Origin of the sequence: Mesorhizobium sophorae, assembly GCF_002270415.1 — a bacterium.
Taxonomy (GTDB): domain Bacteria; phylum Pseudomonadota; class Alphaproteobacteria; order Rhizobiales; family Rhizobiaceae; genus Mesorhizobium; species Mesorhizobium sophorae.
This window is the reverse complement of record NZ_NNRI01000007.1, coordinates 1567707-1580208: the sequence shown is the minus strand read 5'-3', so window position 1 is coordinate 1580208 and position 12502 is coordinate 1567707. Positions and strand designations below refer to the sequence as shown.

Below are 12502 nucleotides of genomic sequence, written 5' to 3'. Positions count from 1 at the left end.
ATCTTCTCCTCATGAAGGGGAGAAGAAAGCTTTAGAACCGCGGCAGTGTCGGCCGAACCGCCAGCGCGTCCTTGACGATCTTTTCGACTGCCTTGCGGCGCTCGCCCGACAGCGGCTGACGCGGCATGCGCACGCGGTCATTGGTTTGGATGGCGAACACTTCGGCAAGCTTGATGTTCTGCACCAGATAGGTCGAGACGTCGAGATCGAGCAGCGGCCGGAACCAGCGGTAGATGGCGAGCGCCTCTTCGCGTCGGCCCTGCTTCATCAGCTGGTAGATGGCGACAGTCTCGCGCGGAAACGCGGTGACCAGTCCGGCGACCCAGCCGATGGCGCCGACCGACAGCGCCTCGAAAGCGAGATTGTCGACGCCGGTGAACAAGTCGTAGCGAGTGCCCAAGCGATTGATGATCTCTGTCGAGCGGCGGATGTCGTCGGAGGATTCCTTGATGGCGACGAAACGCTTGTCCGATGCCAGCTCCTCCATCTGGTCGACGGTGACGTCGACGCGGTAGGCGAGCCGGTTGGAGTAGATCATGACCGGCAGGTCGCCAGCCTCCGCGACGGCGCGCAGCGCCGCGACCGTCTCCTCCGCATTGGTGTGATAGATCGGGCTCGGCACCACCATCAGGCCGTTGGCGCCTTCCTTGGCGGCGCGGCGTGCAATGCTGGCCGCCTCGCGGGTACCGGCCTCATTGACCGTCAGCAGCACCGGCTTCTTGCCGGCGACCTTCTGCGCGGTCTTCAGCACCTCGATCTTCTCGTCAGGCGACAGCATCGGCCCTTCGCCGAGCGATCCGCAGACGATGATGCCGTCGCAGCCGGCCTCCATCTGCAGGCCAAAGCAGCGCTCCATCTCGGCATGGTCGAGGCGATCATCGGCAGTGAATTTGGTCGTGACGGCGGGGAAAACTCCGGTCCACATGGTCATGTCTCCATCTGATATATCAGCCGTATATCTGCTATAAAATCATCTGTCAATGCGGAATCTCTTATGATATATCCTGGATATATCAGGAGATCGCCTTTGATATCCATAGACTCAAGCATTGCATTCGAGCCGGCGGCGGCCAAAGCCTACCGCGTCCTCGAGCACCTGATCGTCACGCTCGAACTAGCACCCGCGAGCTTCGTCACCGAGGGCGCCTTGATCGAAAGGCTGGCGCTTGGCCGCACGCCGGTGCGCGAGGCAATCCAGCGGCTGGCCTGGGAAGGGCTGCTCGACGTGCGGCCGCGCGCCGGCATCGCAATCGCTCCGCTGCATCCCGGCGACTGGCTGCGCGTGCTCGATGCACGCCGCGGCGTCGAGGTGGTGCTGGCCCGGTCGGCCGCCCGCTTCGTCACCCGCGAAGCCGCCGACATGTTTCACGAAGCAGCCCTTGCCATGCAGAAGGCGGTGATCTCGGGCAACGTGCTTGCCTTCATCCAGGCCGACAAGGCGCTCGACGAAGCGCTGGCGCTGGCCGCCGACAATCCTTTCGCCGCCCGCCTGGCGGCTCCCTTGCAAACCCACAGCCGCCGTTTCTGGTTCCGCTACAAGGCCGACACCGGGCTTGCTGAATCGGCCGAGCATCATGTCGCGCTGATCCGCTCGATCCTCGACGGCGACGAGGAGGCCGCGGCCAAGGATGCCAAGCGGCTGATCGCACTGCTGCGCGGCCACGCCGAGGTGGCCGCTACCCGCCGCTGAACGGGCGGTTCATATCCCATGCGCCGTCGCGGTGACGGAGACGGTATTCTCCCATCCGTCACCGGTCGCGAAGATGCAGCTTCGGCCCTGCACGTCGGTCACCAGCATGGTCCATGTCCCACTTGCCGAGACATAGATCTCGACAATGGCAGCTCGCCCGACCACACCGTAGCCGATCTGCTTCTGCTGGAAGGCCTGCGCCAGTCCCGCGACAAGGTCGCTGTGGCCGCCGCAGATGAATTGCGCCTCTGCCGACAGCGTCGACAGCGCCAGCGCGGTGCCGATCGCGGCCATCCTGATCCATCGAAACGAAAATTTGTGTGCCATCTGGCACCTCCTTCGCCTTCACGATCCGGCAAAGGGAGGCACATGGGCAGCCTCGCTATGCCGGAGCGTTCCAGGCCGGGTCCGACGTCTTCATCACGTCACTCCTTCTGGTTTCCGGTCTGTCGTCAGGGAATTCTTATCGCATTCCCTGGATTCGATATGGTGAGGTCCCGATCCGAAAACAAGCAGCATCTCAACCCTGGCGGCGAGCCGTACGACTTCGATCCGCGTCAGGTTTCCGAGGGGTCGCGAAGCGCCGCCCATTTCAGCAGGGCGTCGAGAGCCGGACATAGCGCCTGCCCCCAGTCGGTCAGGCGGTACTCGACTTTCGGCGGCACCTGATGATGCACGATGCGGCGCACGATCCCGTCGGCTTCCATCTGCCTCAGTTGCTGAATCAGCATCTTCTGCGAGATCGCCGGGATCGCCCGTTCGAGATCGGAAAAGCGCAGCACCTTGCCGCCGAACAGGTGAAACAGGATCACCAGCTTCCAGCGGCCTTCAAGGATGCGCAGCACATTTTCCACGCCGCTCGCCGCCGACACCGGCGTCAGCGCCTCAACCTTGCTTTCGGGTCCAGACTTCCTTTCTGACATGACCTTACTTTCGGATAAGTACCTTACTTTTTCGTTGGTTCTTGCCATTTTTTCAGCATATCTCATTTTAGGAGCCGGACAAGGCCGCGGACCTTCGCGTCTACGGCAGGACCTGAAACCGGAGACGAAACCATGACCGCAAGACTTCCGCAGCCGCTGACAGACTATTTTGCCGCCAAGAACAGGCACGACATCGACACGATGCTCGTGCTTCTCGTCGGACGCCACGGTCAGGGACGAAGGTGAAACCCATCGGGGTTCGGCCGCCATCCGCGACTGGATGGAAGCAACGACGAGAAAATACCGGGTGACCGTTGAGGTCGTCGACGCGACGGTCAATGGCCACGCGTGGCGGATCGCCGGCATGGTGTCGGGCAATTTCCCCGGCAGCCCGGCGACGCTGCATTACAATTTCACACTGCATGACGGCCGGATCGCAAGGCTGGAGATCGGCGCATGACCATTCTGCGGAGCCTCAGAAACGAAGAAGGCGGGATAAACCCGCCTTCTCCATAGTCCAAAGTTTTCCGGTCTCAGTTCATCGTCGGGATGACGAATTCAGCACCGTCCTTGATGCCGGACGGCCAGCGCGAGGTGACCGTCTTGGTCTTGGTGTAGAAGCGGAACGCGTCCGGGCCATGCTGGTTGAGGTCACCGAAGGAGGACGCCTTCCAGCCGCCGAAGGTGTAGTAGGCGATCGGCACCGGGATCGGCACGTTGACGCCGACCATGCCGACCTGGACCCGCGAGGCGAAGTCGCGCGCCGCATCACCGTCACGGGTGAAGATGGCGACGCCATTGCCCATCTCGTGGTCGTTGGCGAGCTTGATCGCGCTCTCATAGGTCGGCGCCCGCACCACCGAGAGCACCGGACCAAAGATCTCTTCCTTGTAGATGCGCATGTCCGCGGTGACGTTGTCGAACAGGCAGCCGCCCATGTAGTAGCCATCCTCGTAGCCCTGCATCGAGAAGCCGCGGCCGTCGACGACCAGCTTGGCGCCTTCCTTGACGCCGGTGTCGACGTAGCCCTTGACGCGCTCCAGCGCCTGCGCCGTCACCAGCGGGCCGAAATCGGCCGAAGAGTCGGTCGAAGGTCCGACCTTCAGGCTTTCGACGCGCGGGATCAGCTTTTCCATCAGCCTGTTGGCGGTGTCGTTGCCGACCGGGACAGCCACCGAGATCGCCATGCAGCGCTCGCCGGCCGAGCCGTAGCCGGCGCCGATCAGCGCGTCGACGGTCTGGTCCATGTCGGCATCGGGCATGATGATCATGTGGTTCTTCGCGCCACCGAAGCACTGCACGCGCTTGCCGGCGGCGGTGCCGCGCGAATAGATGTAGTGGGCGATCGGCGTCGATCCGACAAAGCCGATGGCCTTGATGTCGGGATCATCGAGGATGGCATCGACCACATCCTTGTCGCCGTTGACGACATTGAGGATGCCTGCCGGCAGGCCGGCTTCGATGAACAGTTCGGCGATGCGCATCGGTACGCCCGGGTCGCGCTCCGACGGCTTCAGGATGAAGGCATTGCCGCAGGCGATGGCCGGCGCGATCTTCCACAGCGGGATCATCGCCGGGAAGTTGAACGGCGTGATGCCGGCGACGACGCCGAGCGGCTGGCGCATCGAATAGACGTCGATGCCCGGGCCAGCGCCGTCGGTGAATTCGCCCTTCATCATATGCGGTGCGCCGATGCAGACCTCGACCACTTCGAGGCCGCGCTGGATGTCGCCCTTGGCGTCCGCGATGGTCTTGCCATGCTCGCGCGCCAGGATATCGGCCAGTTCGTCATAGTCGCGGGCGACGAGTTCGAGGAACTTCATCAGCACGCGCACGCGGCGCTGCGGGTTGGTTGCCGCCCATTTGGGCTGTGCTGCCTTGGCATTCTCGACCGCCGCGCGCAGTTCAGCCTGCGAAGCCAGCGCCACCGTGCCACGCACGGAACCGTCCATCGGCTGCATGACATCTTGCTTGCGGCCGCTGGTCCCGGCGACATGCTTGCCGCCGATGAAATGACCGTAGTCGATCATGATTTCTCTCCCTGGGTTTGTGATGGCGCATTGTCCGCCTTTGCCCGGCGGATGGCAACGCGAGCCAGAACGCAACCGTTGTGCATGAAATAGACAACGGAGGCCGACTGTGCATTAATTGCCGCAAATATCCGGCCTTCGATCGTTCCAAGGGTTGAAAGATTGCATTCCTTCCCACCCCCCTCTGTCCTACCGGACATCTCCCCCGCAAGGGGGGAGATCGGATGTTGCTTTCGTCTTCGGAAACCTTCGACGCCGCAAAGATGCCGCCGGCGGAGCTGCCACTCTCCCCCCTTGCGGGGGAGATGTCCGGCAGGACTGAGGGGGGTGGGCGGGAACGCGGCGTTCACGATTAGATCGGACCATCCCCATGAACTGGGATGACGTCCGCATCTTCCTGGCCGTGGCGCGGGCCGGCCAGATCCTTGGCGCGGCCAGGCGGCTGGAGCTCAACCATGCCACCGTCTCGCGCCGCATCGCCGCACTCGAGGACGCGCTGCGGACGAAGCTGTTTCGCCGGCTGACCACCGGCAGCGAACTGACGCCGGCCGGCGAGCGCTTTCTCGACATTGCCGAGCGCATGGAAGGCGACATGATCGCCGCGCGTTCGACCGTCGCCGGCGAGGGCGACGACGTCTCCGGCACGGTCCGCATCGGCGCGCCGGACGGGTTTGGCGTCGCCTTCCTGGCCAAGCGTCTCGGCGCACTGACGGGCCTGCACCGCGAACTGACGATCCAGCTTGTACCGGTGCCGCGCTCCTTCTCCTTGTCGCGCCGCGAGGCGGACATCGCCATCACCGTCGAGCGGCCGACGGAGGGCCGGCTGGTGGCGGGAAAGCTGGTCGACTATTCGCTCGGCCTGTTTGCCTCGCGCGCCTATGCCGAGGCACATGGCTTGCCCAAGACAGCCGCCGAGCTTGGTCAGCACACGCTCATCGGCTATGTGCCGGACCTGATCGTCAGCCCGTCGCTCGACTATGCGGCCGAGTTCAGCCCGGATTGGCGCACCAGCTTCGCCATCTCCTCGGCACTCGGCCAGGCCGAGGCGGTGCGCTCGGGCGCCGGCATCGGCATTCTGCACACCTTCGTCGCTCGCTCGATGCCGGAACTGGTGTCCGTCGACGTGATCGCACCCATCCGCCGCGCCTATTGGCTGGTCTATCACGAATCGGTCCGGCCGCTGCGCCGCGTCCAGATCGTCGCCAGCTTCATCACCAAGGCGGTGGAGCGGGAGAGAAGCCTGTTCGTTTAGACACGCCGCCTTTTCCTTGCCACAAAACCGGCCAGTGTGGCATCAGGCGCGCAGTCGCCGCCACGGGCAGATCGCCAGGTGGGGAATATTTCAGAAAGCTGGCGCGGATAGACATGCGAGCCGTTCTTGCCATCCTGCCGCTGCTCTTCCTTTCCGCATGCGCCAATCCATGGACCAAAGTGCCGGAGGCCGACCTGCCCAAGCCGATCCGCTACGCCATGGCCCACCCTTCGCCTTTCGTCTTCGGCAATTATTGCGGCCCCGGCACCCGCACCGGCGATCTGTCGGCGCGGCCGGTCGATCGCCTCGACGCAGCCTGCCGGATCCATGATGCCTGCTACATCGCCCGCCACAATCATTGCGATTGCGATGGTGCCCTTGTCGCCTCGGCGAAAACGATACGCGACGACAAGACAGCACCCCGCAAGATGCGCGGCGAGGCGGAGCTGCTGATCGCCACTTTCGCCGTCCCCGTCTGCAAGGTGTTCCCGCAGGGCTTCATGCCGCCGCGCGACCCGGCACAACTGAGCGTCCTGAAGGCCGGGGCGACCGGGTGAACTGCCGCGCAGCCATCGTTGTGGCCCTGTCCGGGCTGGCGTTCGTTGTCCTTGCCGGCTGTGCCGGCTCGCCCGGCCGCAATGCCTGTGACCTGCTGCAGGGCCAAGAGGCCTGCGCTCGCCCCTCGCTGTCGGCCAGGACTCCGGGGCCGCAGGTTGCCGCCGCTCAGTTTTTTGGCGACGCCGGGACAAGCGACTATGAAAAGCGGTTCCTGGCGCTGCTCGCCGACCACCAGCTCGGCGCCATGGACCGGGCCAACGGCACCGGCCCTTTCGGCCATGACCGCCATGACATCCGCAACAGCGATTTCCAGGCGACCTACCCGACGCTGCAGCACCTGGCCGGACCGGTTGCCGAAACGCATCTGCCGCCGGCCGGCGGTGGCAGCGGCGATGGCCATTTCGACGGGCGCTGGCGGGTGTCGCGGCAGACGCTCTACATCGACGCCGCGGCTCGGTCTTCGGCGCCCAAGACATTCGATTTCTCCGGCCTGCAGGCGCGCAGCGTCGAGATCGTGCTGCGTCAGGCGGGCAAGCAACCGGCCGAGATCGACGGCTCATGCGATGGCGCGTTGGCGCTGCGCGACGGTGCCGGTTCGCGAACCATTGCCGCGGGCACGGCATTCCGCTTTCGCCTGTCTGGCGAGGACGACACGGTCAGCCTGTTCCCAAGTGACAGCCTGAACCGCTGCACCGCAAGAATCCGCTCCAGCCTTGTCCCGGCCGGCGCGCCCCTCACCATCCGGCGCGAAGAGACCGCCGACCCGGCGCTCGCCGCTTTCGACAGCCGCTACGAGCGTTGCCCGACGCCTGACCCCACGGGCCTCGACCCGCTCAGCCGCGCCTTCTACGCCAGCCGCTGGCTGTCGCAGACCTGCGCCTTGCCGATCGGAGAGCCGCGCCTGCTGCGCAAGTCGCGCGACGGCTTCAACGCCAAGGTCGAGGCGCTGATGGGAACGCCGCTGCCCGACAGCGCCATCGACAGGGGCGACCCGGAGCTGCCGCTCGACTTCTCGAAGGCGCCAAAGCTGAAGCTAATCTATCTGTCCTCGCTCGAGTTCAAGGCGGATTTTTCGGGCCGCATCATCGAACGGCTGATCCGCCACCATGCCGCGCTCGGCACCAAGGTGCGCATCATGGTCACAGACGTGCTGGAGCGCGACAAGGACGACGCGCTGCTGCACCGGCTGGCGGCCGAGTTCCCCAATGTCGAGTTGCAGGAATACCGCTGGCGGGCCGATCGGGGCGCACCGATCGACGAGCAGATCTCACAATTTCACAAGACCCACCACATCAAGATGCTGGCAACGCTGGCTGAGGATCCCGGGCGCTCGCGCGTCATCATCGGCGGCCGCAACATCCATGACGGCTTCCTGTTCCACCAGCCGATCGATCTGTCGCGCTATCCGGATCTGGAGCAATATGGCAGGACCGACGGCTTTTCCTTGAACTACTATTCGAACTGGAGCGACTTCGACTTCGAGTTCACCGACCGAACCACGGTCGAGGCGCTCGCCGCGCATCTCTCGACAGTGTGGCTTCGCGACGCCGACACCAACATCGCGCGGCCTTTCTCCATTCCGGTTCGGTCCGACGGCCGCCGCCCGTCAGGCACGGCGCGGCACTTCATCTCCGTGCCCTACGCGGATGGCCATGCGCTGGAGGATTATTTCGTCGAGCTGGTCGACGCCGCCCAGCACCATATCCAGATCATCAATCCCTATCTCAACCTGACGCCGAAGCTTAACCACGCGTTCGACCGGGCGCTCGCCCGCGGCGTCAAGATCGACATTGTTGGCCGTATCGATCTCAAAGGCGACATTGGCGGCAGATTCCTCACCGCGCTCAACAAGCTGTTCGTCGAGAAATATGGCGACCGCATCGACATTCGCGAGTTCAAGGCGCCCGATGTCGTGCTGCATTCCAAGATCATGATGATCGATGAAAGGTTGGTCGCCATCTCCTCGGTCAATCTCAACAACCGCAGCTTCTTCCATGATTCGGAGAACGGCATGATGGTGCTGGACCCCGCCTTCTACACCAGGATGAAGGCGATCTATGACGACTATCTCGCCCACTCCAACCCGGTTCCCACCAACGTAACGATCCCGTGGGCCTATCGGCTGCTGTTCGACGAAGACTGGGTCAGGCAGGCGTTTTGACGAATTTGGGCGACGTCGCGGCGCCCTATCGCAGATAGCGTTCCTGCGCGAGATCTCGGACATCGATGTCCGGCACCCGGCTGGAGATGATATCTGACAGCACCTTGGCTGAGCCGCACGCCATGGTCCAGCCGAGCGTGCCGTGGCCGGTGTTGAGATAGAGGTTGGAAAGCTCGGTGCGGCCGATCAGCGGCGGACCATCCGGCGTCATCGGCCGCAGCCCACACCAGAACGTCGCGTCCCGCATCGCGCCGGCGCCCGGAAAGAGATCGCCGACCGAGTGTTCCAGCGTGCGCCGTCGCGATTCGTGCAGCCTGAGGTCGAAGCCGGAAATCTCGGCCGTGCCGCCGACCCGGATGCGGTTCCCCAGCCGGGTGATCGCCACCTTGTAGGTCTCGTCCATCACCGTCGACACCGGCGCCACGGCGGCATCCTGGATCGGCACGGTGATCGAATAGCCCTTGACCGGATAGACCGGGATCGGCCGCTTCACCCGACGCATGAAATCCGCCGAATAGCTGCCCATGGCCATGACATAGGCGTCGGCGGTCAGCCAGCCCTTGCTGGTGCTGAGATTGGCGATGCGGTTGCGGCTGCGGATAACGCGCCAAACCGTCAGACCATATTCGAATTTGACCCCGCGAGCCACGCACAGCTCGGCCAACCGGTCGGTGAACATCTTGCAGTCGCCGGTCTCGTCGCGCGGCAGCCTGAGGCCGCCGACGAACTTTTCGCGCACTCCGGCCAGGCTTGGCTCCGCGGCGATGCAGCCGTCCTGGTCGAGGATCTCATAGGGCACCCCATACTTCTTCAGCACCTCGACATCGCCACCGGTGCCGTCGAGCTGCTTCTGCGTGCGAAATAGCTGCAGCGTGCCCTGGGCACGCTCGTCATAAGCGATGCCGGTCGCCTCGCGCAGCGCCTTCAGCGTGTCGCGGCTGTATTCGGCCAGCGGCACCATGCGCGCCTTGTTGATCGCATAGCGCTCGGCCGTGCAATTGCGCAGCATCTTGACCAGCCATGTCCACATATGCGGGTCGAAGGCCGGACGCACGACCAGCGGGCCATGCTTCATCAGCAGCCATTTGATCGCCTTCAGCGGAATGCCGGGCCCGGCCCAGGGCGAGGCATAGCCGGGCGAAATCTCGCCGGCATTGGCGAAGCTGGTTTCCAGCGCCGGGCCTTTCTGGCGATCGACCACCGTCACCTCGTGGCCGGCCTCGGCGAGATAGTACGCCGTGGTCACCCCGATGACGCCACCGCCCAGCACCATGATTTTCATCGTTCACTCCTTGCCGCGCCGCGCGTCCTTCCGGACGCCCATAGACGCGGCCGCATTTTCCGATTTGCGCATGATCCTTTCCGAAAATCGATTCCGATTTTCGAGACCATGCGCTGTTGCCCGTTCACGCCGCCGATGGACCGGGGTCGTCGTCTTCTGTCTGCCGCATTCCAGCCGTCTCGCCAAGAGGCCGCCTGTCGGCCGCGGCGCTGTAGACCAGGGTGAGCCCATATGGTCGCCTCACCTCGGTTGGGGATTTTTCCTTGACTGCGCGCCGCGCAGCCTCTGGCTGGTAAAGCACGGCCTTGATCAGGATCGACTCGTGCCTGCCGTCGGCCTGTTCGATGATGGCCGACTGGCCTTGGGCCAAGCCAAGTATGCAAAGCCCGCGCCTCGTTGCTATCGATAGGCTGGAGCCGACCGGTCCGCGCACCTCGTTTTGCACCAGGGTTCGTGTCTCGGCAGGGCCGGCATCGATGCAAAACATCACTCTGCTGTTCAGCGTCACGACATCGGGTTCGACCACATCGATCGAGACGAGATCGGCGTTTGCAAGCTTGTGTTCAAGCATATCCACCATCGGATCCGCGAATGCCCGCCGACGCTCCAGCATGACTTCGAGGACGGCAAAGTCCTTGGTCGTCAAGCAACAATTCTTGCCTGTCATCATCATCTCCACGATCAGGACCGCTGCGGGCCGGAGGCGGGCGTGTCGACGGCTTCGACGGTCACCGACAGTTCCCGGCCGCCACGGCCGCTCCAGCACACCGCCTGCCCGACGGTTGCGCCGATGAGCGCCGTCCCCATCGGCGTCAGCACCGAGATCCTGTTTTCGGTGATATCGGCATCGCCGGGGTAGACCAGCGTGATGCGCTGGGTGTTCCCGTTTTCGCCACGGATCGTCACTGTCGAGCCCATTTGCACCACGCCGGCAGGCATCGCCGCCGCTTCCGTGACGACGGCCCGGTCCATTTCCGAAAGCAGCTCTTCGGCCGTCTCAGGCGTTCGGTCGAGCGACGCTCTCGCCAGGCCTGTCAGCCTGTCATGGTCGGCATCGCTGACTGTGAGCTGGTTCTGTGGGTGCAGTCCTGTTGCATGTTGCATGGCAAACCTCTTGGATTGGCGCATCGAATAGATGCGCGCTTGCCGCCGTACTGACAGCAGCTTGATGAAAAGCCGGCAGACGCGAGGGCTGTCAGGCTTGATGGCGGTGTTGGATGTATGGATGCCCCGGTTCGGACGGACGCCAAGAAGGCGGCCGCGCCGGGGCTACGATCCCGCGATCGGGCAGACCCTGAACAAGGTTCTGATATGGGCGAGGTTGCTCATGCACCGACCCTTGCCGACAGGCGCATGCTTGTCAAGCGTGGCCAAACCGCTCAACCGTCGACGTAACGCCGATGAAAGCGGTGGCCAAGGCTGGTCAGGATTTCGTAGCCGATGGTGCCGGCGTGGCCGGCCGCATCGTCGACGCTTTGCGAGGGGCCGAGCAGTTCGACGAGATCGCCCTCGCCCAGCCTGCCGGGTGGCAAAGCGGAAATGTCGAGAATGATCGAATCCATCGACACCCGCCCAAGGAAGGGCAGCCGCACGCCCTCGAACCAGGCCGCGGACGCCGCGCGGCGATGCCAGCCATCGGCATAGCCAAGCGAAATCGTCGCGGCCGTGAGCGGAGCCGTGGTGCGGAAGGTGTGGCCATAGCCGACACCAACGCCGGCCTCCAGCATGCGTGTCTGCACCACTTTGGCCTGCAGCCGCACCACTGGCAGCATCGGGTTTGGTCGGGCCGGTGTCGGATTGATGCCGTAGAGCGCGGCACCCGGCCGGGCGAGATCATAGTGAAAGCGCTGCCCAAGAAAGATGCCGGATGAATTGGTGAACGAGGCTGGCGCCTCGGGCAACAGTGCGCGCAGCCGCTCGAACGCCAGTCGCTGCCGTTCATTGGCCGGATGCTCCGGCTCGTCGGCGCAGGCCAGATGGCTCATCACAAAACGGACATCGATGCCGTCGAAGGCACCGGGATCGGCGGCAACGCGCTCGACATCCCTGGGCGCCATGCCGAGCCGCGACATGCCGCTATCGACCTGGATCGCCGCCGGCAGCTTTCGGCCGGCGCGGCCGGCCGCCGCACGCCAGGCCGCCAGTTGTCTGGGGCTGTTGACGACGGCGGAAAGGTCTGCCGCCACGGCGTCCGGCTCGGCACCGGGCGGAATGCCGTTCAGCACAAAAATGGCGGAACCCGGCCCGAGCGAGCGGCGCAAGGCGATGCCTTCGCCCAGAAGCGCGACGAAGAAGATATCGCAACCTTCGCCGGCGAGTGCCGCCGCCACCTGGCTCGCACCGAGGCCGTAGCCATCGGCCTTGATCACGCCGGCGCAGCGCACCCTGCCAAGGTGCGCTTTCAGCCGCCGGTAGTTTTCACGGATCGCGCCAAGGTCGATGGTCAGGATGGCGCCAGCCACCGCTTCGCCTGTGGCAGCGATGTCCTCGGGCAGTGACCTCTTGGGGGCGTCGTTCATGGCGACCCTTCTCATGGCGGATAGTGCATGTCGCCCAAAAGTGGTCCCGGTATTGGGAGAACGACATGCATAAAACAAAAGCCTAAA

12 protein-coding genes and 1 pseudogene are annotated in these 12502 nt (G+C 64.3%); 5 read left to right on the top strand and 8 right to left on the bottom strand.

Going from position 1 to position 12502, the window contains the following annotated elements:
* Positions 1-31 precede the first annotated feature (31 nt).
* On the bottom strand, positions 32-925 hold the full coding sequence (locus tag CGZ66_RS12095; protein ID WP_095084431.1) for a dihydrodipicolinate synthase family protein: 894 nt from the start codon (positions 923-925) through the stop codon (positions 32-34).
* A 69-nt stretch (positions 926-994) separates the two neighbouring features.
* Here CGZ66_RS12095 and CGZ66_RS12090 point away from each other — a divergent pair, with 69 nt between their 5' ends.
* Positions 995-1690, top strand: a complete 696-nt coding sequence (locus tag CGZ66_RS12090; protein ID WP_425352279.1) for a GntR family transcriptional regulator — start codon at positions 995-997, stop codon at positions 1688-1690.
* 9 nt (positions 1691-1699) lie between these two features.
* Here CGZ66_RS12090 and CGZ66_RS12085 read toward each other — a convergent pair whose 3' ends face one another.
* On the bottom strand, positions 1700-2017 hold the full coding sequence (locus CGZ66_RS12085) for a hypothetical protein (RefSeq protein ID WP_245331069.1): 318 nt from the start codon (positions 2015-2017) through the stop codon (positions 1700-1702).
* Positions 2018-2247: 230 nt separating this feature from the next.
* Complete coding sequence (locus CGZ66_RS12080; protein WP_167392061.1) at positions 2248-2613, bottom strand: winged helix-turn-helix transcriptional regulator; 366 nt, start codon at positions 2611-2613, stop codon at positions 2248-2250.
* A 262-nt stretch (positions 2614-2875) separates the two neighbouring features.
* Between CGZ66_RS12080 and CGZ66_RS40725 the strand changes: the two are divergent.
* Positions 2876-3073 (top strand): annotated as a pseudogene (locus tag CGZ66_RS40725) (nuclear transport factor 2 family protein); the annotation flags it as partial.
* A gap of 73 nt (positions 3074-3146) precedes the next feature.
* On the opposite strand, the gene CGZ66_RS12070 reads toward CGZ66_RS40725, so the two are convergent.
* On the bottom strand, positions 3147-4643 hold the full coding sequence (locus CGZ66_RS12070) for a CoA-acylating methylmalonate-semialdehyde dehydrogenase (protein WP_095084206.1): 1497 nt from the start codon (positions 4641-4643) through the stop codon (positions 3147-3149).
* 370 nt (positions 4644-5013) lie between these two features.
* Here CGZ66_RS12070 and CGZ66_RS12060 point away from each other — a divergent pair, with 370 nt between their 5' ends.
* The 3 genes from CGZ66_RS12060 (at position 5014) to CGZ66_RS12050 (ending at position 8614) form a co-directional block, all read left to right on the top strand.
* The gene (locus CGZ66_RS12060; RefSeq protein WP_095084204.1) at positions 5014-5895 is read left to right on the top strand and encodes a LysR family transcriptional regulator; all 882 of its coding nucleotides are present in this window, start codon (positions 5014-5016) and stop codon (positions 5893-5895) included.
* Positions 5896-6008: 113 nt separating this feature from the next.
* Entirely contained in the window at positions 6009-6452 is a 444-nt protein-coding gene (locus CGZ66_RS12055; protein WP_095084203.1) for a phospholipase A2 family protein, read from the top strand.
* On the top strand, positions 6449-8614 hold the full coding sequence (locus CGZ66_RS12050) for a phospholipase D-like domain-containing protein (RefSeq protein WP_095084202.1): 2166 nt from the start codon (positions 6449-6451) through the stop codon (positions 8612-8614). The genes CGZ66_RS12055 and CGZ66_RS12050 overlap by 4 nt, the downstream gene beginning before the upstream one ends.
* A gap of 25 nt (positions 8615-8639) precedes the next feature.
* Here CGZ66_RS12050 and CGZ66_RS12045 read toward each other — a convergent pair whose 3' ends face one another.
* The 4 genes from CGZ66_RS12045 to alr all read right to left on the bottom strand — a co-directional run bounded on the left by CGZ66_RS12045 (position 8640) and on the right by alr (position 12415).
* The gene (locus tag CGZ66_RS12045; protein ID WP_095084201.1) at positions 8640-9896 is read right to left on the bottom strand and encodes a D-amino acid dehydrogenase; all 1257 of its coding nucleotides are present in this window, start codon (positions 9894-9896) and stop codon (positions 8640-8642) included.
* Between the two features lie 124 nt (positions 9897-10020).
* Positions 10021-10542, bottom strand: a complete 522-nt coding sequence (locus tag CGZ66_RS12040; RefSeq protein WP_245331068.1) for a GreA/GreB family elongation factor — start codon at positions 10540-10542, stop codon at positions 10021-10023.
* Positions 10543-10577: 35 nt separating this feature from the next.
* A complete protein-coding gene (gene rnk / locus CGZ66_RS12035; protein ID WP_095084428.1) occupies positions 10578-11000 on the bottom strand; it encodes a nucleoside diphosphate kinase regulator in 423 nt (140 codons plus the stop codon).
* A 275-nt stretch (positions 11001-11275) separates the two neighbouring features.
* Positions 11276-12415, bottom strand: a complete 1140-nt coding sequence (gene alr, locus CGZ66_RS12030) for an alanine racemase (RefSeq protein ID WP_095084427.1) — start codon at positions 12413-12415, stop codon at positions 11276-11278.
* Between the last annotated feature and the right edge of the window lie 87 nt (positions 12416-12502).

What these genes read in the sequence shown, in the direction of transcription:
- CGZ66_RS12095 (WP_095084431.1), bottom strand. Translation starts at nt 925, where the DNA reads ATGTGGACCGGAGTTTTCCCCGCCGTCACGACCAAATTCACTGCCGAT.
- CGZ66_RS12090 (WP_425352279.1), top strand. Translation starts at nt 995, where the DNA reads ATGATATATCCTGGATATATCAGGAGATCGCCTTTGATATCCATAGAC.
- CGZ66_RS12085 (WP_245331069.1), bottom strand. Translation starts at nt 2,017, where the DNA reads ATGGCACACAAATTTTCGTTTCGATGGATCAGGATGGCCGCGATCGGC.
- CGZ66_RS12080 (WP_167392061.1), bottom strand. Translation starts at nt 2,613, where the DNA reads ATGTCAGAAAGGAAGTCTGGACCCGAAAGCAAGGTTGAGGCGCTGACG.
- CGZ66_RS12070 (WP_095084206.1), bottom strand. Translation starts at nt 4,643, where the DNA reads ATGATCGACTACGGTCATTTCATCGGCGGCAAGCATGTCGCCGGGACC.
- CGZ66_RS12060 (WP_095084204.1), top strand. Translation starts at nt 5,014, where the DNA reads ATGAACTGGGATGACGTCCGCATCTTCCTGGCCGTGGCGCGGGCCGGC.
- CGZ66_RS12055 (WP_095084203.1), top strand. Translation starts at nt 6,009, where the DNA reads ATGCGAGCCGTTCTTGCCATCCTGCCGCTGCTCTTCCTTTCCGCATGC.
- CGZ66_RS12045 (WP_095084201.1), bottom strand. Translation starts at nt 9,896, where the DNA reads ATGAAAATCATGGTGCTGGGCGGTGGCGTCATCGGGGTGACCACGGCG.
- rnk (WP_095084428.1), bottom strand. Translation starts at nt 11,000, where the DNA reads ATGCAACATGCAACAGGACTGCACCCACAGAACCAGCTCACAGTCAGC.
- alr (WP_095084427.1), bottom strand. Translation starts at nt 12,415, where the DNA reads ATGAACGACGCCCCCAAGAGGTCACTGCCCGAGGACATCGCTGCCACA.